This is a genomic window from Streptomyces rubellomurinus, assembly GCF_000961885.1.
Classification (GTDB): Bacteria; Actinomycetota; Actinomycetes; order Streptomycetales; family Streptomycetaceae; genus Kitasatospora; species Kitasatospora rubellomurina.
On the sequence record NZ_JZKH01000005.1, the window covers coordinates 145,688 to 165,168 of the forward strand.

Annotated in this window: 16 protein-coding genes and 2 pseudogenes; 7 read left to right on the plus strand and 11 right to left on the minus strand. The window is 71.7% G+C overall.

What is annotated here, in order from left to right; translation table 11 throughout:
* From VM95_RS39590 to VM95_RS04615, 4 genes and pseudogenes are all read right to left on the minus strand, one after another.
* Window positions 1-252 (minus strand): annotated as a pseudogene (locus tag VM95_RS39590) (DUF6457 domain-containing protein); the annotation flags it as partial.
* A 156-nt stretch (window positions 253-408) separates the two neighbouring features.
* Window positions 409-984, minus strand: a pseudogene (gene mobA / locus VM95_RS39595) (molybdenum cofactor guanylyltransferase); the annotation flags it as partial.
* 20 nt (window positions 985-1,004) lie between these two features.
* The gene (locus tag VM95_RS04610; RefSeq protein WP_052707139.1) at window positions 1,005-1,982 is read right to left on the minus strand and encodes an MBL fold metallo-hydrolase; all 978 of its coding nucleotides are present in this window, start codon (window positions 1,980-1,982) and stop codon (window positions 1,005-1,007) included.
* 211 nt (window positions 1,983-2,193) lie between these two features.
* Entirely contained in the window at window positions 2,194-2,961 is a 768-nt protein-coding gene (locus tag VM95_RS04615; RefSeq protein WP_045692700.1) for a polyprenol monophosphomannose synthase, read from the minus strand.
* A gap of 361 nt (window positions 2,962-3,322) precedes the next feature.
* Here VM95_RS04615 and manA point away from each other — a divergent pair, with 361 nt between their 5' ends.
* The gene (manA, locus tag VM95_RS04620; protein ID WP_045692701.1) at window positions 3,323-4,513 is read left to right on the plus strand and encodes a mannose-6-phosphate isomerase, class I; all 1,191 of its coding nucleotides are present in this window, start codon (window positions 3,323-3,325) and stop codon (window positions 4,511-4,513) included.
* A 21-nt stretch (window positions 4,514-4,534) separates the two neighbouring features.
* Here manA and dnaB read toward each other — a convergent pair whose 3' ends face one another.
* Entirely contained in the window at window positions 4,535-6,118 is a 1,584-nt protein-coding gene (dnaB, locus tag VM95_RS04625; RefSeq protein ID WP_078859601.1) for a replicative DNA helicase, read from the minus strand.
* Between the two features lie 428 nt (window positions 6,119-6,546).
* Between dnaB and VM95_RS04630 the strand changes: the two genes are divergently transcribed.
* Window positions 6,547-7,905 carry an MATE family efflux transporter gene (locus VM95_RS04630; RefSeq protein WP_045692702.1) on the plus strand — a complete coding sequence of 453 codons (1,359 nt, stop codon included), beginning with the start codon at window positions 6,547-6,549 and terminating at the stop codon, window positions 7,903-7,905.
* A gap of 97 nt (window positions 7,906-8,002) precedes the next feature.
* Here the strand turns inward: VM95_RS04630 and rplI are convergent, their stop codons facing one another.
* The 4 genes from rplI to rpsF form a co-directional block, all read right to left on the minus strand.
* Entirely contained in the window at window positions 8,003-8,449 is a 447-nt protein-coding gene (rplI, locus tag VM95_RS04635) for a 50S ribosomal protein L9 (RefSeq protein WP_045692703.1), read from the minus strand.
* Between the two features lie 17 nt (window positions 8,450-8,466).
* On the minus strand, window positions 8,467-8,703 hold the full coding sequence (gene rpsR / locus VM95_RS04640; RefSeq protein WP_030059640.1) for a 30S ribosomal protein S18: 237 nt from the start codon (window positions 8,701-8,703) through the stop codon (window positions 8,467-8,469).
* Window positions 8,704-8,780: 77 nt separating this feature from the next.
* A complete protein-coding gene (locus VM95_RS04645) occupies window positions 8,781-9,374 on the minus strand; it encodes a single-stranded DNA-binding protein (protein WP_045692704.1) in 594 nt (197 codons plus the stop codon).
* A 97-nt stretch (window positions 9,375-9,471) separates the two neighbouring features.
* Window positions 9,472-9,762 (minus strand): 30S ribosomal protein S6, encoded by a 291-nt coding sequence (gene rpsF / locus VM95_RS04650; RefSeq protein WP_030278276.1) that lies wholly within the window; start codon window positions 9,760-9,762, stop codon window positions 9,472-9,474.
* Between the two features lie 318 nt (window positions 9,763-10,080).
* On the opposite strand from rpsF, the gene VM95_RS04655 reads away from it, so the two are divergent.
* From VM95_RS04655 to VM95_RS04665, 3 genes are all read left to right on the plus strand, one after another.
* Entirely contained in the window at window positions 10,081-10,380 is a 300-nt protein-coding gene (locus VM95_RS04655) for a membrane protein (protein WP_045692705.1), read from the plus strand.
* A gap of 201 nt (window positions 10,381-10,581) precedes the next feature.
* On the plus strand, window positions 10,582-11,700 hold the full coding sequence (locus VM95_RS04660; RefSeq protein WP_045692706.1) for a lipid II:glycine glycyltransferase FemX: 1,119 nt from the start codon (window positions 10,582-10,584) through the stop codon (window positions 11,698-11,700).
* Between the two features lie 43 nt (window positions 11,701-11,743).
* The gene (locus VM95_RS04665; RefSeq protein ID WP_045692707.1) at window positions 11,744-12,778 is read left to right on the plus strand and encodes an alanine racemase; all 1,035 of its coding nucleotides are present in this window, start codon (window positions 11,744-11,746) and stop codon (window positions 12,776-12,778) included.
* An 11-nt stretch (window positions 12,779-12,789) separates the two neighbouring features.
* Here the strand turns inward: VM95_RS04665 and VM95_RS04670 are convergent, their stop codons facing one another.
* Both VM95_RS04670 and VM95_RS04675 read right to left on the minus strand, forming a co-directional pair.
* Complete coding sequence (locus VM95_RS04670; protein ID WP_045692708.1) at window positions 12,790-14,373, minus strand: glycosyltransferase family 87 protein; 1,584 nt, start codon at window positions 14,371-14,373, stop codon at window positions 12,790-12,792.
* A gap of 157 nt (window positions 14,374-14,530) precedes the next feature.
* Window positions 14,531-17,137, minus strand: a complete 2,607-nt coding sequence (locus VM95_RS04675) for a transglycosylase domain-containing protein (RefSeq protein ID WP_045692709.1) — start codon at window positions 17,135-17,137, stop codon at window positions 14,531-14,533.
* Window positions 17,138-17,492: 355 nt separating this feature from the next.
* Here VM95_RS04675 and VM95_RS04680 point away from each other — a divergent pair, with 355 nt between their 5' ends.
* Window positions 17,493-18,179 carry a PadR family transcriptional regulator gene (locus VM95_RS04680; RefSeq protein ID WP_045692710.1) on the plus strand — a complete coding sequence of 229 codons (687 nt, stop codon included), beginning with the start codon at window positions 17,493-17,495 and terminating at the stop codon, window positions 18,177-18,179.
* A gap of 129 nt (window positions 18,180-18,308) precedes the next feature.
* A complete protein-coding gene (locus tag VM95_RS04685; protein ID WP_045692711.1) occupies window positions 18,309-19,391 on the plus strand; it encodes an inositol-3-phosphate synthase in 1,083 nt (360 codons plus the stop codon).
* Window positions 19,392-19,481 lie beyond the last annotated feature (90 nt).

A 19,481-nucleotide genomic window follows, 5' to 3' on the forward strand; every position in this document is an offset into this window, starting at 1 on the left:
TCACGGCTCGCCCGGTCCGGCCGCGGCGGTCCACCGCTCGGCGAGCGCCACCGTCCGCCGGGCCGCCTCGGCGACGGCCTCCGGCCCGCCGCCCTGCTGGGCGGCGGCGTAGCCGATCAGGAAGGCGGTCAGCGGCGCGGCGGGCCGCTCCACCCCGTGCGCGACCACCCGGGCCACGTCGAGCAGGCCCCGGACGTCCACGTCCAGGTCGATGCCCAGGTCGGCGTTGACCTCGGCGATCCAGTCATCCAGCGTGCGCTCCATGCGCCCATGCTGCCCGATCGGCGGTTTCCCCGACGTGTTCGCCCCGTGTGCGGTGCGCGTCGATTCGCTCACGGCGCCCGCGCCGGGGCCGTGAACCGCCCCTCGGAACCGCCCCTCGGCCCCGACCGGGTCTCAGTCCTGCCGCCGGTCCCGTTCCCGGGCCTGCTCCAGGTCCTCCCAGGTGTCGCAGTCGTACGCGACGTTGTCGGTGTCGGCCACCAGCACCCGGGCCAGCCCGCCGGTGAGGCGGCGCAGCGGGAGCCCGGCCGGGTCGCCGAGGGCGGCCAGGGCGGCGCGCAGCGGGGCGGTGCGGTAGGCGGCGGCGAGCGGCTGGTCGCGTCCGCCGGCGTCGACCAGGACGGCGGCGTCCGCGTGCTCCCCGGCCTCGTCGAGGGCGGTGGCGAGCCGGTCCACCGTCCGCCGGTCCAGGAAGGGCAGGTCGGCGGCGAGCAGCAGCACGGTGTCGGCGGTGACCAGGTCGAGCCCGGCCGCGACGGCGGCGACCGGCCCGCCGCCGGGCGGCTGCTCCCTGGTCCAGCGGACGTCGGCCCGCCCGGTCGGCCGGGCCGGGCCGACCACCACGGTGGTGCGGGCGCCCGCGCAGGCGGCGAGCACCCGGTCGAGCAGGCTGCGCTCGCCCACGGTCAGGCCGGGCTTGTCGGCCCCGCCGAGCCGGCGGGCGGCGCCGCCCGCCGGGACGATCACGTCGTACGGCGTCATGCGGCCAGTATCCCGCCCGGCTACGCGAGGTCCTCCGGGGAGATCTCCACGGTGTCCTCCGGGTCCACGGTGTCCTCCCGGCCCTCCTCGTCCCCCTGGTCCTCCCGGGCGGCGGTCGCCGCCGCCGCGCCCAGCTCCAGGACGGTCGGCAGCGTCAGCTCCCCGTACCGCTCGTTCATCGCGGCGGTCAACGCCTCCGCGTCGTCCGGGTGCTCGGCCAGCAGCCGGTCGAAGTCCCGCAGGTACTCGCCGGTGAAGGCGAGCACCCGGGCGGCGTCGTCGCCCTGCTCGGGGGCGCGGTGCCCGGCGATCACCCGGTCCACGTCGAGGTCGGCGATCCGGTCGAGGTTGTGCCCCCAGGTGGTGCGCTGCGCGGGGGTGGTGTCGGCCGTCCACACGTGGGTGCCGTTGTAGGCGAAGTCCCCGGCGATCACCGTGCGGACGCTCGGTACGTGGACGACGGTGGAGTTCCCGCAGTCGCCCTGCCCGAGCAGCAGCACCGGGATGACCTGCCGGTCGAGCATCAGCGGCTGCGGCAGCAGCGGGGCGGGGACCAGCGGGTGGTCCGGGATGTCGTCGCCGTAGACCGGCTTCCACTGGGCGACCTTGGCGGCGGCGGTGCGCCGGATGCCCTCGACCACCGCCGGCGCGGCCAGCAGCCGGGCCTCGGGGAAGAGCTTCAGCACCTCCTCGGCGCCGAAGTAGTGGTCGGGGTGCTGGTGGGTGACGACGATGGCGAGCAGCCGCCGCCCCTTGCCGGCGACCCATTCGGCCAGTTCCCGTCCGGCGCTGCGGGTGAGCTGGGCGTCCACCAGGATCGCCGCGTGCTCGCCGAGGATCAGCGTGGAGGTGGCGAAGAAGGCCGACTCGGGGCCGGTGAAGACGGCGACCTCCAGCGGCCGGGCGGGCCGCTCGGCCTCCGGGGCGGCGCCGGCCGCGGCGGGCTCGGCGTCCACCCCGTCCGCGTCGGCGCTCTCCTCGGGCGGGGACGACGTCACGGGCTGCTCCCTCTGTTCGCGGTCGGACGTGCTGCGCCCTACAGCATGGGAGCACCGGCGACCGATCGCGAGCGAGGCGCGCCAGACGGGTCGTGACGGTCGGCTCACACCGCCGCGGCCTCGACCCGGGCACGGCACGGCGCGGCACGCGGAAGGGCCCGTCCGCCGGAAACCGGTGGACGGGCCCTTCGCACGATCGCGCACGATCGGATCAGCGCTGCTTCGCGCCCCCGCGCAGCTTGGCCACCCGGTCGGCGACGCCCCAGGACGTCACCCGCCACAGCGCCTCGACCACGATGTTGCGGCTCATCTTGGAGGCGCCCAGCTCGCGCTCGACGAAGGTGATCGGCACCTCGGCCACCTTGAAGCCGGCCTTCACCGTGCGCCAGGCCAGGTCGACCTGGAAGCAGTACCCGGCCGAGGCGACCTCGTCCATGCCCAGGCCCAGCAGGGTCTCCTTGCGGAAGGCCCGGTAGCCGCCGGTGACGTCCCGGATCGGCACGCCCAGCATCAGCCGCGAGTAGGTCGAGCCGCCGCGCGAGAGCAGCAGCCGGGACTTCGGCCAGTTCACCACCCGGCCGCCGGGCACCCAGCGCGAGCCCAGCACCAGGTCGGCGCCGCGCAGTGCGGCGAGTAGCCGGTCCAGTTCCTCGGGCTGGTGCGAGCCGTCCGCGTCCATCTCGACCAGGACGTCGTAGCCCTCGTCGATGCCCCAGCGGAAGCCCGCGAGGTAGGCGGCGCCCAGGCCCTCCTTGCCCTTGCGGTGCAGGACGTGCACGTGGCCGTCGTCGGCGGCCAGCTTGTCGGCCAGCTCGCCGGTGCCGTCCGGGCTGTTGTCGTCGGCGACCAGCACGTGGGCTTCGGGCACGGCGGCGCGGACCCGGCCGACGATCCGCTGGACGTTCTCCGCCTCGTTGTAGGTCGGGATGATCACCAGAACCCTGCCGAGATCAGCAAAACTCCGCTGGTTCACGGTCACGTACAAACCTCTCGGCCGATGGCGGGGAGTGCCAGGACACCGGCTCCCGCAGTCTGGAACGCGGTTCCGCCGCCGACCCCCCGGCGATCGCCGCGGTGGGGAACTGTCGCGCGGGGCGGAGACTTCCGCGTCCTGGCATCCTACTACCGCGCCCCCGGGAACCGCCGGTCCGTCCTCGGCACTCCCACCGGACACCCGCCGTTTCCCCGTCCGGGACACCGGTCGGCTAGGGTCGATGCCCTTGCCCTGGCGCTTGCCCGTACCGCCCGTACCGCCCGCGCCGCCGGGGCCCGCCCCGGCGATCCGGCACCCGCCCGCCCAGCCCGGCGGAGGCAGTCAGCGAAGGAGTAGGACCGCGCGCATGGACAGGCTCGTCAACACCGTCCGCCCGTACGCCTGGGGGTCGCTCACGGCCCTGCCCGAGCTGCTCGGAGTGGAGCCCACCGGCGAACCGCAGGCCGAGCTGTGGATGGGCGCCCACCCCGGCGACCCGTCCCGGGTCGACCGCGGCGCCGGCCCGCGCCGGCTGGACGAGCTGATCGCCGCCGACCCGCGGGGCGAGCTGGGCGCGGCGAGCGTGGCCAAGTTCGGCCCGGCCCTGCCGTTCCTGTTCAAGGTCCTCGCGGCGGGGATCCCGCTGTCCATCCAGGCCCACCCGACGATCTCCCAGGCCCGGGCCGGGTTCGCCGCCGAGAACGCCCTCGGCATCCCGCTGGACGCCCCCGAGCGCAGCTACCGGGACGACAACCACAAGCCCGAAATGGTGTGCGCGCTGGGCGAGTTCGAGGGCCTGTGCGGCTTCCGCCGGCCCGCCGACGCGGCCCGTCTGCTGGCCGGCCTCGCGGTGCCCGGGCTGGCCCCGGTGATCGCGCTGCTGGCCGCCGAGGACCAGTCCGAGGCGCTGCGCGGCGCGCTGGCCGCCGTGCTCACCATGGACGGGGAGAGCGCCGCGCGGACCGTCCGGGAGACGGTCGAGGCGCTGGGCCGCACCGACCCGGAGGGCGAGTACGCGCCGTACACCCGGATCGCGAAGGACTTCCCCGAGGACCGCGGCGTGATCGCCGGCATGCTGCTGAACCACTTCCGGCTGCACAGCGGCGAGGCGCTCTACCTGGGCGCCGGCGTGCCGCACGCCTACCTGTCCGGCGCCTGCGTCGAGCTGCAGGCCAACTCGGACAACGTGCTGCGGGCGGGCCTCACGCCCAAGCACATCGACGTGCCCGAGCTGCTGAAGGTCGTCGTCTTCGAGCCCTGCGCCCCCGAGCTGGTGCACCCGCGCCCGGTCGGGGCCGTCCCCGGCGAGGAGCTGTACCCCGTCCCGATCGACGAGTTCCGGCTCTCCCGCTTCACCCTGGCCGACACCGCGTACGAGATCGACGGCCGCACCCCGCAGATCCTGCTCTGCACCGAGGGCACCGCCCACCTCACCGCCGCGGACGGCACCGCCCTGACCCTCGCCCGCGGCCAGTCCGCGTTCCTCCCCGCCACCGGCGCCCCCACCCGGCTCGCCGGCCCGGCGGCGACCGTCTTCCGCGCCACGGTGACGCTCTGACCGGGCCGGGGCCCGCGGCCGTCAGTCCCGGGTCATGTCGACGAAGCGCGAGTAGTGGCCCTGGAAGGCGACGGTGATCGTCGCGGTGGGGCCGTTTCGGTGCTTGGCGACGATCAGGTCGGCCTCGCCCGCGCGCGGGGACTCCTTCTCGTAGGCGTCCTCGCGGTGCAGCAGGATGACCATGTCGGCGTCCTGCTCGATCGAGCCGGATTCACGCAGGTCGGAGACCATCGGCCGCTTGTCGGTGCGCTGCTCGGGGCCACGGTTCAGCTGTGAGAGCGCGATGACCGGGACTTCCAGCTCCTTGGCCAGCAGCTTGAGGTTACGGGACATGTCCGAGACCTCCTGCTGGCGGTTCTCGGCCCGGCGGGAGCCGCCGGACTGCATCAGCTGGAGGTAGTCGATGACGATCAGCTTGATGTCGTTGCGCTGCTTGAGCCGGCGGCACTTGGCGCGGATCTCCATCATCGACAGGTTCGGCGAGTCGTCGATGAACAGCGGCGCCTCGCTGACGTCGGGCATCCGGCGGGCGACCCTGGTCCAGTCGTCGTCCGTCATGTTGCCGGAGCGCATGTGGTGCAGCGCGACCCGGGCCTCGGCGGAGAGCAGGCGCATGGCGATCTCGTTGCGGCCCATTTCGAGCGAGAAGATCACGCTCGGCAGCTTGTGGTGGATCGAGCAGGCCCGGGCGAAGTCCAGCGCGAGGGTGGACTTGCCCATGGCGGGTCGGGCCGCGATGACGATCATCTGGCCGGGGTGCAGGCCGTTGGTGAGCTGGTCGAAGTCGGCGAAGCCGGTCGGCACGCCGGACATCTGGCCGTTGCGGGAGCCGATCGCCTCGATCTCGTCGAGGGCGCCCTCCATGATGTCGGCGAGCGGCGCGTAGTCCTCGTTGGTGCGCTGCTCGGTGACGGCGTAGATCTCCGCCTGGGCGGCGTTGACGATCTCGTCGACGTCGCCCTCGGCCGCGTAGCCCATGCCGGCGATCCGGGTGCCGGCCTCGACCAGGCGGCGCAGCACGGCGCGCTCGTGGACGATCTGGGCGTAGTACTCGGCGTTGGCGGCGGTCGGGACGGAGTTGACCAGGGTGTGCAGGTAGGCGGCCCCGCCGACCCGCTGGAGCTCGCCGCGCTTGGTCAGCTCGCCGGCGACGGTGATCGGGTCGGCCGGCTCGCCGCGGGCGTAGAGGTCGAGGATCGCGCCGTGGACCAGCTCGTGCGCGGGCCGGTAGTAGTCGGCCGGCTTGAGGATCTCGACGACGTCGGCGATGGCGTCCTTGGAGAGCAGCATGCCGCCGAGGACGGACTGCTCGGCCGCCAGGTCCTGCGGGGGCACGCGCTCGAAGCCGTCGCCGCCCTGGCCCTCGTCCTCGCGGCGGTCCCGGCGGTCGCCCTTCTTGAAGTCGCCGCCCTTGCGGAAGCCGCCCTGGCCGTCGCCGCGGCCGCCGCCCTGACCGCCGCGGTTGCGGGAGACCGGCAGCCGGTCGCTCGGCCCGTCCGGGAAGGGTGCGTCGTCGAAGGCGCCGGCCGGGAACGGGTCCTCGGCGGGCTGCCAGTCCTCCTCCGGCGGCGGGGCGTCGTGGGGGTCGTACTGGGGGCCGGTCACGCGTGTTCCCCGATCAGCGAGTAGTGCGAGTTCTGGAGCGGAGCCGCTCCTCTTTGTACGCCACGGCAGTGACAAATCGGACGCCGGGGTGGGCGGGAGTGTCGGGCGGAGGGCCCACGCTAAGGCGCCGGGAGCCCCAGCGCCAAGGCGGTTATCCACAGGGGGTGTGGACGAGCGGCCCAGGGCTGTGGAGAAGTGCCGCAAAGCTGTGGACACCCCTGTGGACGCCCCTGTGGATAAACCGACCATCGATCCACCGTCAACCGGCTGACCTGGGATTCCTTCTTCCCGGGCCTGTGCATGAGAAATTCTTCACACACACCCGGACGGCTGTGGGCACCGAGCACGTCGGCTGCGTCACTCGGGAGTTCGAGTAAGACCTGAAACTGGCTAGCAGTCGTTACCTGTGGATGAGTACCCTGGTGCCCATGACCGCCGTCCCCACCGAACCGACCGCCGGACCGCCCGCCGGGCCCTCCCGCCGCCGGCACGACCGGGAGATCCTCGCCCTCGCCGTGCCCGCCTTCGGCGCCCTCGTCGCCGAGCCGCTGTTCCTGATGGCCGACTCGGCGATCGTCGGCCACCTCGGCACCCGCCAACTCGCCGGGGTCGGCGTCGCCTCCGCCGCGCTCACCACCGCGGCCGGGATGTTCGTCTTCCTCGCCTACGCCACCACCGCCGCGGTGGCCCGCCGGATCGGCGCCGGGGACCGCCGGGGCGCCGTCCAGCAGGGCGTCGACGGCCTCTGGCTCGCGCTCGGCCTGTCCGTCCCGGTGGCGCTGCTCACCGCGCTGCTCGCCCCCCGGGTGGCCGAGGCACTGGGCGCCTCGCCGACCGCCGCGCCGTACGCCGAAACGTACCTGCGGATCAGCGCCCTGGGCATACCGGCGATGCTGCTGCTGCTCGCCGCCACCGGCGTGCTGCGCGGCCTCCAGGACACCCGCACTCCGCTGCTGGTGGCCGTTGCGGGCTTCACCGCCAACATCGGGCTGAACGCCGGCCTGGTGTACGGCGCCGGGCTCGGGGTGGCCGGCTCGGCCTGGGGGACGGTGCTGGCGCAGACCGGGATGGCCGCCGTCTACCTGGTCGTGGTGGTCCGCGGCGCCCGCCGCGAGGGGGCGACGCTGCGGCCCGACGCCACGGGCATCCGGGCCGGCGCCAGGGCCGGCGGCCCGCTGCTGGTGCGGACGGTCAGCCTGCGCGCGGTGCTGATGATCGCCACCGCGGTGGCCGCCCGGCTCGGCGACGACCAGATCGCCGCGCACCAGGTCACCATGACGCTGTTCAGCTTCCTGGCCTTCGCGCTGGACGCCATCGCGATCGCCGGGCAGGCCATCATCGGCCGCTACCTCGGCGCCTCGGACGTCCCGGGTGCCAGGGCCGCCGCCCGCCGGATGGTCGAGTGGGGCGTCGGCTCCGGGGTGGTGCTCGGCCTGCTGGTGGTGCTCGCCCGCCCGCTGTACGTGCCGCTGTTCACGCCCGATCCGGCGGTGCAGGAGCAGCTGAGCACCGCTCTGCTGCTGCTCGCGCTGACCCAGCCGGTGGCCGGCCTGGTCTTCGTGCTGGACGGCGTGCTGATGGGCGCCGGGGACGGCCCGTACCTGGCCCGGGCGGCGCTCGCGACCCTGGCGGTGTTCGTCCCGGCGGCCCTCGCGGTGCCGCCGTCCGGCACCGGGCTGGCCGGGCTCTGGTGGGCGATGAACCTGTTCATGCTGGTGCGCGCCGCGTTCCTGGTCCGGCGGGCCCGCGGCGGCAGCTGGCTGGTCACCGGAGCGGTGCGCACCTGAGGTGCGCGGCGGTACCGGTGCGCACCTGAGGCGCGGCGGGAACGACCGAGGGCCGGACTCCCGGAGGAGCCCGGCCCTCAGGCCACTGCTAGGGAACTCAGGCAGCCACGACGGCGACGTCGAGGTTGGCCACGACGTCCGAGTGCAGCTTGACCGAGACCTTGTGGGTGCCCACGGTCTTGATCGGCGAGGCGATCGCGACGGCGCGCTTGTCCACGGCCGGGCCGCCGGCGGCCTTGATGGCCTCGACGACGTCGGCCTGGGTCACCGAGCCGAACAGACGGCCGGCGTCGCCCGAGCGGACGGCCAGCTTGACCTGGACGCCCTCGAGCTTGCCCTTGACCTCGGTGGCGGCCTCGAGCGTCTGGATGGCGTGGATCTTGCGGGCGCGACGGATCGCGTCGACGTCCTTCTGGCCACCCTTGGTCCAGCGGATGGCGTAGCCACGCGGGACCAGGTAGTTGCGGGCGTAGCCGTCCTTGACCTCGACGACCTCGCCGGCGGAGCCGAGACCCGGCACCTCGTGAGTGAGGATGATCTTCATTACTCGGTCACCCTCTCTTAGCGCGCGGTGCTGGTGTAGGGCAGCAGCGCCATCTCACGGCTGTTCTTCACGGCCGTGGCGACGTCACGCTGGTGCTGGGTGCAGTTGCCGGTGACCCGGCGGGCACGGATCTTGCCGCGGTCGGAGATGTACTTCCGCAGCAGGTTCGTGTCCTTGTAGTCAACGTAGTTGACCTTGTCCTTGCAGAAGACGCAAACCTTCTTCTTCGGCTTGCGAGCAGGCGGCTTCGCCATGGTGTGCTCCATTTGGTTTCACGGCCCGGCGGGCGCCCGGGGGCGCCGGCGGCCGGGCCGCACGAAATCTGTCAGCTCTAGAACGGGGGCTCTTCCGAGAAGCCGCCACCGGACGGGGCACCCCAGCCGCCGCCCTGGTTTCCACCGGACGGGGCGCTGGACGCCCACGGGTCGTCGGAGGGGCCGGACTGGCCGCCACCGGAGTTTCCACCCCAGTTGCCGCCACCCTGCTGGCCGCCACCGCCGCCCCAGTTGCCCTGGCCACCACCCTGCTGGCCGCCGAAGCCGCCGCCGGGGCCGCCGGACCGGTTGGCCCGGGTGACCTTGGCGGTCGCCGAGCGCAGGCTCGGGCCCACCTCGTCGACCTCGACCTCGAAGACCGTCCGCTTCTCGCCTTCCTTGGTCTCGTAAGACCGCTGGCGCAGTCGGCCCTGCACGATGACGCGCATGCCGCGCTGCAGCGACTCGGCCACGTTCTCCGCCGGCTGCCGCCAGACGTTGCACGTGAGGAAGAGGCTCTCGCCGTCCTTCCACTCGTTCGTCTGACGGTCGAAGGTGCGGGGGGTGGACGCGATGCGGAACTTCGCGACCGCCGCACCCGACGGGGTGAAGCGCAGCTCCGGGTCGTCGACGAGATTGCCGACGAGGGTGATGACGGTCTCGCCTGCCATGGTGGTGATGACCTCTCGGGAAGATGTCCGTTCACCGCATGTTCCACGTGGAACAGCGGACGCGAGCTACCCGAGACCCGAAGGCCTCAGAGGTTGCTCAGTGGGTGTCCGGGCGCAGGACCTTGGTCCGCAGAACCGACTCGCTCAGGCCCAGCTGGCGGTCGAGCTCCTTGACGACCTCAGGCGTGGCCTTCAGGTCGATGACCGAGTAGATGCCCTCGGACTGCTTGTTGATCTCGTAGGCCAGACGGCGGCGACCCCAGGTGTCGACCTTCTCGACCTTGCCACCGCCGTTGCGGACGACGGCGAGGAAGGACTCGATCAGGGGGGAGACAGCGCGCTCCTCGACCGAGGGGTCGAGGATGACCATCAGCTCGTAGTGACGCATGAGTAACCCACCTCCTTTGGACTCAGCGGCCACGGTCTCTCCGTGGCAGGAGGGTTGTGCGTAGCGTCGGCACCGGTGCGGTGACGACACCGGCCCACGGTAGCGGCCGGGTCGGACAGTCGGGCCCCGCTCCCCCGGAGGGGACCGGCCCCCGGAAGGGCACAAGGGGGGCACAACTACACCAGTGCAGACGGCACAGCCTACCTGCACCCGGACGGCCGAACAAAACGCATAGGGGTTGTGAGAGCGGCGCAACCGCCGCAATCTGGACGGAACGGGATTCCTGCCCGTTCGTCTCCACGCCAGGAGGTGGGACTCATGGCCCAGTCCGTCCACCGCATGCCCGCGCTCACGCTGAACACCGACGGCCACCCGCACCCCCGAGAGAACACCCTGGTGGCGCTCACCGCCGTCATGGGCGTGATCGCCTTCACCACCTCGTTCTTCTACAACCTGCACGTGCTCACCTCGTGGACCGGCCTGGCCGGGATCATCACGGGGTTCTGGGGGATGTTCGTCTCGGTCACCACGGCCGAGCGGTTCGTCCTGATGATCACGCTCGGCGCCTCCGCGGTCGGCTTCTACCTCGGCATCGCCCGCGGCGGTCTGATCGGCTGAGCCGGGCCGGAGCCCGGCTGGGGAGCCCCCGCCCCGCCCGTCCAGGAACCCTCGGCGCCCCCGTGGCGTATCTGCAAGCAGACAGGTACGCGACGGGGGCGCCGTCGCGCCCGCAGCGGCGGGCGTCCGGGCCCCGGACGATAGGGTCAGCCCGAGAAACACGGGGCCCACCGCAGCCCGACCGACGAGGAGCACCGAGCAATGAGCCTGCGCCTGAGGACGATCACCCGCGAGGAGCACCTCGCCTTCATCAGGAGCCGCGCCTCGGCCAGCCACATGCAGGTGCCGGCCTGGGGTGACGTGAAGGCCGAGTGGCGTTCGGAGTCGATCGGCTGGTTCGACGACCAGAATCAGCTCGTCGGCGCCGGCCTGGTGCTCTACCGCCAGCTGCCCAAGCTCAAGCGCTACCTCGCCTACCTGCCCGAGGGCCCGGTCATCGACTGGTTCGACCGCGACCTCGACCGCTGGCTCTCCCCGATGCTGGCGCACCTCAAGTCGCAGGGCGCGTTCTCGGTCAAGATGGGCCCGCCGGTGGTGATCCGCCGCTGGAACGCGCCGACCATCAAGGAGGCCATCGCCGCCAAGCAGGCCAAGCGCCTGCGCGACGTCGAGGCCGACTGGTACGAGGCGCGCGCCTTCGAGGTGGCCGACCGGCTGCGCAAGGGCGGCTGGCTGCAGGGCGAGGACGGCGGCGCCGGCTTCGGCGACGTCCAGCCGCGCTACGTGTACCAGGTGCCGCTGGCCAACCGCTCGCTGGACGACATCCAGAAGGGCTTCAACCAGCTCTGGCGCCGCAACATCAAGAAGGCCGAGAAGAGCGGCGTCGAGGTCGTCCAGGGCGGCTACGACGAGCTGCCGATCTTCCACCAGCTCTACCTGGTCACCGCCGAGCGCGACAAGTTCACCCCGCGCCCGCTGGCCTACTTCCAGCGGATGTGGAAGGCCCTCAACTCCGAGGACCCGAACCGGATGCGCCTGTACATCGCCTACCACGAGGGCGAGCCGCTGGCCTCGACCACGATGCTGGTGGTCGGCGAGCACGTCTGGTACTCCTACGGCGCCTCGGCCAACCACAAGCGCGAGGTCAAGCCCTCCAACGCGATCCAGTGGCGGATGATGCGCGACGCCTACGCCCTCGGCGGCGGCGTGTACGACCTGCGCGGCATCAGCGACACCCTGGACGAGAACGACCACCTGTTCGGCCTGATCCAGTTCAAGGTCGGCACCGGCGGCCAGGCGGCCGAGTACCTCGGCGAGTGGGACTTCCCGCTCAACAAGCTGCTGCACAAGGCCCTCGACCTCTACATGTCCCGCCGCTGACCCCGGTCCGCGCTGCCCGTCCGCCGCTCAGGAGGCCGACCCGATGACGCTGTCGCTCTACCTCGAAACCGACCGCTGGCGCGCCCACCAGCGCTCCGTCCTCGCCGAGTTCCCCGGCCTGGTGCCGGTCGCCAAGGGGAACGGCTACGGCCTGGGCAACCACCGGCTGGCCGAGGAGGCGACGCTGCTCGGCACCGGTGTGCTGGCCGTCGGCACCGCCTACGAGGCGGCCGACGCCGCCGAGTACTACGGCGGCGAGCTGCTGGTGCTCACCCCGTACCGGGTCGGCGAGGAGGTGCTGCCGCTGCCGCACGCCCGGGTGATCCGGACGGTGGCGGGCCTGGACGCGCTGCGGGCGCTGCACGGCGCCCGGGTGGTGGTGGAGTGCATGACCACCATGCGCCGGCACGGGGTGAGCGCGGCCGACCTGAAGTCCGTCGCCGCCGAGCTGGACGGCGTCTCCTTCGAGGGCCTGGCGCTGCACCTGCCGATGGACCGGCCGGACGGCTCCAGCCCGGTCGAGGAGGTCGCCCACTGGGTGGACACCGCCCGGGCGGCCGGCGTGCCGGTGCACACCGTGTTCGTCAGCCACCTCGGCGCGGCCGGCATGGAGCAGCTGGCCCAGCGCTACCCGGACACCGTCTTCCGGGCCCGGATCGGCACCCGGCTCTGGCTGGGCGACCACGCGGCGCTGGAGGTCCGGGCCACCGTCCTGGACGTCACCCCGGTGAAGAAGGGCGACCGCTACGGCTACCGCCAGCACCCGGCGCCGTCCGACGGCCACATCCTGGTGGTCGCCGGCGGCACCGCGCACGGCATCGGCCTGGAGGCGCCCAAGTACGTGCAGAGCATGGCCTCGCGCGCCAAGGGCATCGCCCGGGCCGGCCTGGCGACGGTCAACAAGACCAAGTCGCCGTTCCACTGGGCCGGCAAGCAGCTGTGGTTCGCCGAGCCGCCGCACATGCAGGTCTCGCTGCTGTTCCTGGACGGGGAGACCGCGCCCCCCGCGATCGGCGAGGAGCTCGGCCTCCAGGTCCGGCACACCACCACGCACTTCGACCGCGTGGTGGACCGCTAGGTCTCGACCGGCTACGGCTTCTCGGCCGGCTCCGGCAGTTCGGGCTCGTTCAGCCACTGCTCGGGGCCGGCCGGCGCGTATCCGGCGCCGACGTAGTCCTGCTGCTCGCGCAGGTACCGGGCGGTGCCGAGGACGGACACGTCCGGGGCGTGGTCGAGCACCCCGCCGGAGGGGTCGTCGCTGCCGTCCCAGCGGACCGGGTCGCGCTCCGGCCGCAGGGCGTCGCGCACCACCAGGGCGACCAGGTAGAGCGTGCCCAGCACGTGCAGCACGAGCGCGAAGTTGTACCAGGGCTCGCCGATCCCGTGCTGCTTGGGCCCGGTCACGAAGCCCAGGTGGGACCAGATGCCCAGGGTGTACAGCACCTCGCAGGCCTGCCAGATCAGGAAGTCCCGCCAGCGCGGCCGGGCCAGCACCGCGAGCGGCAGCAGCCAGAGCGAGTACTGCGGCGAGTACACCTTGTTGGTCAGGATGAACAGCGCGACCACCAGGAAGGCCAGCTGCGCGAAGCGCGGCCGGCGGGGCGCCGCGAGGCCGAGCCACGCTATGGCCAGGCAGCCCAGCACCATCAGCACCGCGATGTACAGGTCGAGGCCGTCCAGCGCGGCGCCGCGCCAGCGCATCAGCAGCAGCCAGATCGAGCCGTAGTCCTCGCCGCGGTGCTTGCTGAACACGTAGAAGGTCGACCAGCCCTGCCAGTTGACCAGCATGATCGGCAGGTTGACCACCAGCCAGGCGCCCACCGCGCCGCCCAGCATCGTGCCGAACTCGCGCCACTTCCCGGCCCGCCAGCAGAGCACCAGCAGCGGGCCGATCAGCAGCAGCGGGTAGAGCTTGGCCGCGGTGGCCAGGCCGATGAAGACGCCGGCCCAGCCCGGCCGGGAGCCGGACCACCAGGCCATCCCCACGGCGGCCAGCGCGACGGCGAGCAGGTCCCAGTTGACGGTGCCGTTGAGCAGCAGGACGGGCGCCATGGCGAACATCAGGGCGTCCCACGGCCGGCGGCGGTGGGTGCGGGAGAGCGCGACCACGGCGATCACCGCGCAGGCCATCAGCATTCCGGCGTTGATCGCCCAGAACCACTGCTCCTGGCTCTGCTGGTCCCCGCCGCCGGGCGTCAGCCAGGCCGCGACCTGCATGAACAGGCCGGTCAGCACCGGGTACTCAAGGTACTGCAGGTCCCCCGAGCTGCCCGGGATGCGGACCACGTACGGGTGCAGCCCGGCCGCGAAGCCGCGCCCGGAGAACAGGTGCGGGACGTCGCTGTAGCAGGCGTGGATGTACTGCGGCGAGCCCGGCTGGAACCAGGCCTGCTCGTAGCAGGGCAGCTTCTGCGCCATGCCGAGCACCGAGACCACGATGACCACCAGCGCCAGGAAGCGGGCCGGGATCCACCAGGAGACGCCGAGCAGCGCCCGCCGTCCGGGCGGGCCGCCGATCACCTCGCTGCCGGCCGCCGCCACCGGGTCCTCGTCGGCGGGGACGACCACGGTCTCGACCGGCGGCGCGGCCGTGGCGACGGCTGCCGGGGTGGGCCCTTCGGCGGCGCCGGGCCCGTACGGGCCGGCGGTTTCGTCACGATCGCTCGACGTCATGCCGCACATCCTGCCGCACCGGCCGCGCGCGGACGAGGAGGACCCCGCAACCGTCCGAGGCCCGGATCGCGGCGGACCGGCCCGGCCGGCGTACCGAAACGGCGGTGGCGGCCCTCCGAGGAGGACCGCCACCGCCGTCACACGTTCCGGTGAACCGCTAGGGAGTCGTGGTGGGTGTCGGCTTGCCGGTGCCCTTGCCGCCGCCACCGCCCCCGCCACCGCCCGGTGTGGTGGTGTCGGTCGGTGCCGGCGGGCAGTTGACCAGCGGGATGCAGCCGCCACCGGTCGGCGGCGGGCTCGCGGTGTGCGTCTTGCTCGGCTGCGGGCCCTGGCAGTCCACGCCGGGGACGCAGCCCCCGCCCTGGGTGGGCTGCGGCGGCTGCGGCTGCTGCGGCTGGTTGGGCTGCGGCTGGGCCGGGGCGGACGGCGTGTCGGTGGCCGTCGCGGTCGGCGCCGCGGTGGCCGTGGACGGCGCGCCCGAGGAGTCCACCTCGCTGCCGACCGGCGTCGGGGTCGGGAAGTCCACCTTCTTCTCGTTGGCGAGCGCGGCCTTCATGTACCGGGTGAAGACGTCGGTCGGGATGTCACCACCGTGGATGGACTCCTTGCCGCCGGTGCCGTTGAGCGACTCCCGCTGGTGCTTGCTCGGGTCCTCGCGCCACATCGCGACGCTGGTCACCAGCTGCGGGGTGTAGCCCACCCACCAGGCCGACTTGTTCTTGTCGGTGGTACCGGTCTTGCCGGCCACCGGGCGGCCCAGCCCGTTGGTCTTGGTACCGGTACCCTTCGCGGCCACGTTGACCAGCACGTCGGTGACGTTGTCGGCGACGGCCTGCTCCAGCGCCACCTTGGTGTCCTTCTTGCCGAAGCCCGGCTTCTCCCGGCCGTCCACCTCGACCTTGGTGACCGAGTAGGGCTCGGCCTCCTTGCCGCTGGCCGCGAGGGTGCCGTAGGCGGTGGCCATCCGGATCGGGCTGATGGTGGAGGTGCCGATCGGGAAGGTCGCGGTGTTCGGGTCGGCCAGGCTCTCCTTCTTGACGCCCATCTGCACCGCGATGTCGGCCACGTTCTGGCCGCCGACGTCCTGCCCGAGCTGGACGAAGGGCACGTTGTACGACCACTGCATGGCCTGCCGCAGCGAGACGTAGCCGCGCTTGCCGGTGTCCTCGTTCTTCTGCCGGTACGGCTTGCCGTCGTCGCCGATCACCGGCGAGCCGTCCGCCTTGCGGATCACCGCCATGTCGTCGGAGAGGTAGCGGCTGTCGGCGTTGATCCGCTTCGGCTTGCCGCTGTCGTCCTTCGCGGTCTGCACGCCGGTCTGCATCGCGGCGGCCAGCACGAAGGGCTTGAAGGTCGAGCCGACCTGCACGCCGGTGGCCTCGGCGTTGTTGTCGAAGTGGCCGTTCTCCACGCCGTCGCCGCCGTAGATGGCGACGATCGCGCCGTCGCCGGGGCGGATGCTGGCGGAGCCGAACTGGACGAAGGTGTCGTTGTCGGGGCGCTTCTTCGGGTCGAGGTTCTCGGCCTTGACGTCGTCGACGGCCTTCTTCAGCTCGTCGACCTTGTCCTTCTCGAAGGTGGTGTAGATCTTCAGGCCGCCCTTGTCGATCACCTGCTGGGTGATCGACTTGTCGGTGGCCATCACGTACCGGTTGGCGGTGTCGACCAGATAGCTGATCTCACCGTTCATCTTGGAGCTCGGCTTCGGCGGGATCGGGTCCGGGAAGGCGGTGCACTTGGCCCGCTCCTCCGGGGTGATGGCCTTGGTCTTGACCATCTGGTCGAGGATCCAGCTCCACCGCTCCGTCGCCCGCTGCTTGTTGTTCGGGTTGGTCGGGTCGAACAGCCCGGCGCCCTTCAGCAGGCCGGCCAGCATCGCGCTCTGGCACACGCTGACGTCCTTGGCGTCGATCCCGTAGTACGCCTGGGCGGCGGCCTGGGCGCCGTTCGCGCCGCGGCCGAACCAGCTGGTGTTCAGGTAGCCCTTGAGGATCTCGTCCTTGTCGAGCTTCTGGTTGATCTTCAGCGTGATGAAGAACTCCCGCACCTTGCGGCTCAGGGTCTGTTCCTGGCTCAGGTAGGCGTTCTTCACGTACTGCTGGGTGATCGTCGAGGCGCCCTGGGTCTCGCCGCCCTTCGCCATGTTGTAGACGGCGCGGAGCATGCCCTTGGGGTCGATGCCGCTGTCGGTCTTGAAGCTCTGGTTCTCCGCGGCGATCACGGCGTTCTGCAGGTTGGGGCTGATGTCCTTGAGCTCGACGATCTGCCGGTTCTGCTCGCCCTTGCGGGTCATCTCGGAGCCGTCGGCCCAGTAGTAGATGGTGTTCTGCTGCTGGACCAGCGCGTTCATGTCGGGGATCTGGGTGGTCTGGTACAGGTAGAAGACCAGGCCCACGAAGCACCCGAAGACCAGCACGAACCCGCTGAGCCACTGCTTCCAGGACGGCAGCCAGCGCCGGACGCCGGTCTTGCCGAACCGCGGGTAGTCGATGAAGCGCTTCTTGCCCGGACCGGCGGCTGCCTCGGCCGCGGCGGCGCCGCGACGGCCGCCGCCGCCCTTGCCGCCCTTCTGCGCGGCCTTGCGCATCTCGGCCCTGGTCATCCGGGGTTGCTGCGCGGTCTCCCGCATCCCCGGCGGGCGCGGGCGGATGCCGTCCGAGCGCAGCTCGTCGCGGCCCGGTCCGCCCCGGCGGCCTCCGCTGTTCCCCGGGGGCTGCTGACCCTCGCCGCCCGGGTTGGGCGTCCTGCGCCGCCGTTCGCTCATCTTTCCAGCCACTCCTCGCCAGGCGATTCCAGCCTGAAGGCAGGTTCACGTCCGAATGCCCGCAAACCGACCCGATCCCGGAGGTGGTCCTCGTGCACACGCGACAGCGTACGCAGCCTGGAAATACAACTAATCGGGCATCAGCCGCCAATACCCGCAAAACGGCGTCAGATCATTACACGCCCGTTGCCAAGCCCACCCGCGCGTCGGCTTGTGATCACATTCACGCGTGCCCCCCTTGCCGGTTCCGGGGGCCAGGCTTACTGTTCTCGATATATCGAGCCGATACATCGAAACGGCATACTGTTTCCGATGGCCGGCCGGACCAGGGTCGAGAGGGAGGAGGACGACACCAGTGGGCAGACGCTCAGGAGTGTTGGAATTCGCCGTTCTCGGCCTGCTCCACGACGCCCCGATGCACGGCTACGAACTGCGCAAGCGGCTCAACATCCTGCTCGGAACGTTCCGCGCGCTCTCCTACGGAACGCTCTACCCCTGCCTGAAGAGCCTGGTCGCCCAGGGCTTCCTGGTCGAGGACAACCCGGACGTCGAGTACGTCCCGGCCACCGCGCTCAACGGCAAGCGGTCCAAGATCGTCTACCGGCTCTCCGCCGAGGGGAAGCAGCGCTTCGAGGAACTGCTCGCCGACTCCGGCCCGGACGCCTGGGAGGACGAGCACTTCGGCGTCCACTTCGCGTTCTTCGGCCAGACCGACCGGGCCGTCCGGATGCGCGTCCTGGAGGGCCGCCGCAGCCGGCTGGAGGAGCGCCTGGAGCGGATGCGCAACTCGCTGGCCCGGGCCCGCGAGCGGTTCGACGACTACACCGTCGAGCTGCAGCGGCACGGACTGGAATCGGTGGAGCGCGAGGTCCGCTGGCTCAACGAGCTGATCGAGACCGAGCGGGCCAACCGCACCGGTCGGCCCGGCCCCGCCAACGGCGGGACCCCCAAGACTTCGGACGGCCGTGGCCAGGAGGACGGGCCCCCGGGCCCGCCCGGGTCACCGTACGACCGCCCGGGGCGCTCCGCCGAGGAGCGCTGACGCCGCGCCAGCCCCGTGCCGCGCGGCAGGAGAGGGCGCCCCGCGCGCCCGTACAAGCAGTCATTCGAAGAAGCAGGACGAGTGCCGTCACATCCGGCGGTCCTCATGAGATCAGAGGGAGCAACCGGAATGGGTTCGGTTCGCGTAGCCATCGTGGGCGTGGGCAACTGCGCCGCGTCGCTGGTGCAGGGTGTCGAGTACTACAAGGACGCCGACCCGGCCGGCAAGGTCCCCGGGCTGATGCACGTCCAGTTCGGTGACTACCACGTCCGTGACGTGGAGTTCGTCGCCGCCTTCGACGTCGACGCCAAGAAGGTCGGCTTCGACCTGGCCGACGCCATCGGCAACAGCGAGAACAACACCATCAAGATCTGCGACGTGCCGCCGACCGGCGTCACCGTCCAGCGCGGCCACACCCTCGACGGCCTGGGCAAGTACTACCTGGAGACCATCGAGGAGTCCGACGAGGCCCCGGTCGACGTCGTCCAGGTCCTCAAGGACCAGCAGGTCGACGTCCTGGTCTGCTACCTGCCCGTCGGCTCCGAGGCCGCGGCCAAGTTCTACGCCCAGTGCGCCATCGACGCCAAGGTCGCCTTCGTGAACGCCCTGCCGGTGTTCATCGCGGGCACCAAGGAGTGGGCGGACAAGTTCACCGAGGCCGGCGTGCCGATCGTCGGTGACGACATCAAGTCCCAGGTCGGCGCCACCATCACGCACCGCGTGATGGCCAAGCTGTTCGAGGACCGCGGTGTCATCCTCGAGCGCACCATGCAGCTGAACGTCGGCGGCAACATGGACTTCAAGAACATGCTCGAGCGCGAGCGCCTGGAGTCCAAGAAGATCTCCAAGACCCAGGCCGTCACCTCGCAGATCCGCGACCGCGAGCTGGGCGCCAAGAACGTCCACATCGGCCCCTCGGACTACGTGGCCTGGCTGGACGACCGCAAGTGGGCCTACGTCCGCCTGGAGGGCAAGGCCTTCGGCGACGTCCCGCTGAACCTGGAGTACAAGCTCGAGGTCTGGGACTCCCCGAACTCGGCCGGTGTCATCATCGACGCCGTGCGCGCCGCGAAGATCGCCAAGGACCGCGGCATCGGTGGCCCGATCCTGTCGGCGTCCTCGTACTTCATGAAGTCCCCGCCGGTGCAGTACTTCGACGACGAGGCCAAGGAGAACGTCGAGAAGTTCATCCGCGGCGAGGTCGAGCGCTGAGCGCAGCGAGGTTCGCGACTGTCGAGGGCTGAGCGCTGAGCGCAGCGAGGTTCGCGACTGTCGAGGGCTGAGCGCTGAGCGCAGCGAGGT

Coding starts and splice junctions, on each gene's coding strand:
- manA (WP_045692701.1), top strand. CDS start 3,323: ATGGACAGGCTCGTCAACACCGTCCGCCCGTACGCCTGGGGGTCGCTC.
- VM95_RS04630 (WP_045692702.1), top strand. CDS start 6,547: ATGACCGCCGTCCCCACCGAACCGACCGCCGGACCGCCCGCCGGGCCC.
- rplI (WP_045692703.1), bottom strand. CDS start 8,449: ATGAAGATCATCCTCACTCACGAGGTGCCGGGTCTCGGCTCCGCCGGC.
- rpsR (WP_030059640.1), bottom strand. CDS start 8,703: ATGGCGAAGCCGCCTGCTCGCAAGCCGAAGAAGAAGGTTTGCGTCTTC.
- VM95_RS04645 (WP_045692704.1), bottom strand. CDS start 9,374: ATGGCAGGCGAGACCGTCATCACCCTCGTCGGCAATCTCGTCGACGAC.
- rpsF (WP_030278276.1), bottom strand. CDS start 9,762: ATGCGTCACTACGAGCTGATGGTCATCCTCGACCCCTCGGTCGAGGAG.
- VM95_RS04655 (WP_045692705.1), top strand. CDS start 10,081: ATGGCCCAGTCCGTCCACCGCATGCCCGCGCTCACGCTGAACACCGAC.
- VM95_RS04660 (WP_045692706.1), top strand. CDS start 10,582: ATGAGCCTGCGCCTGAGGACGATCACCCGCGAGGAGCACCTCGCCTTC.
- VM95_RS04665 (WP_045692707.1), top strand. CDS start 11,744: ATGACGCTGTCGCTCTACCTCGAAACCGACCGCTGGCGCGCCCACCAG.
- VM95_RS04670 (WP_045692708.1), bottom strand. CDS start 14,373: ATGACGTCGAGCGATCGTGACGAAACCGCCGGCCCGTACGGGCCCGGC.
- VM95_RS04675 (WP_045692709.1), bottom strand. CDS start 17,137: ATGAGCGAACGGCGGCGCAGGACGCCCAACCCGGGCGGCGAGGGTCAG.
- VM95_RS04685 (WP_045692711.1), top strand. CDS start 18,309: ATGGGTTCGGTTCGCGTAGCCATCGTGGGCGTGGGCAACTGCGCCGCG.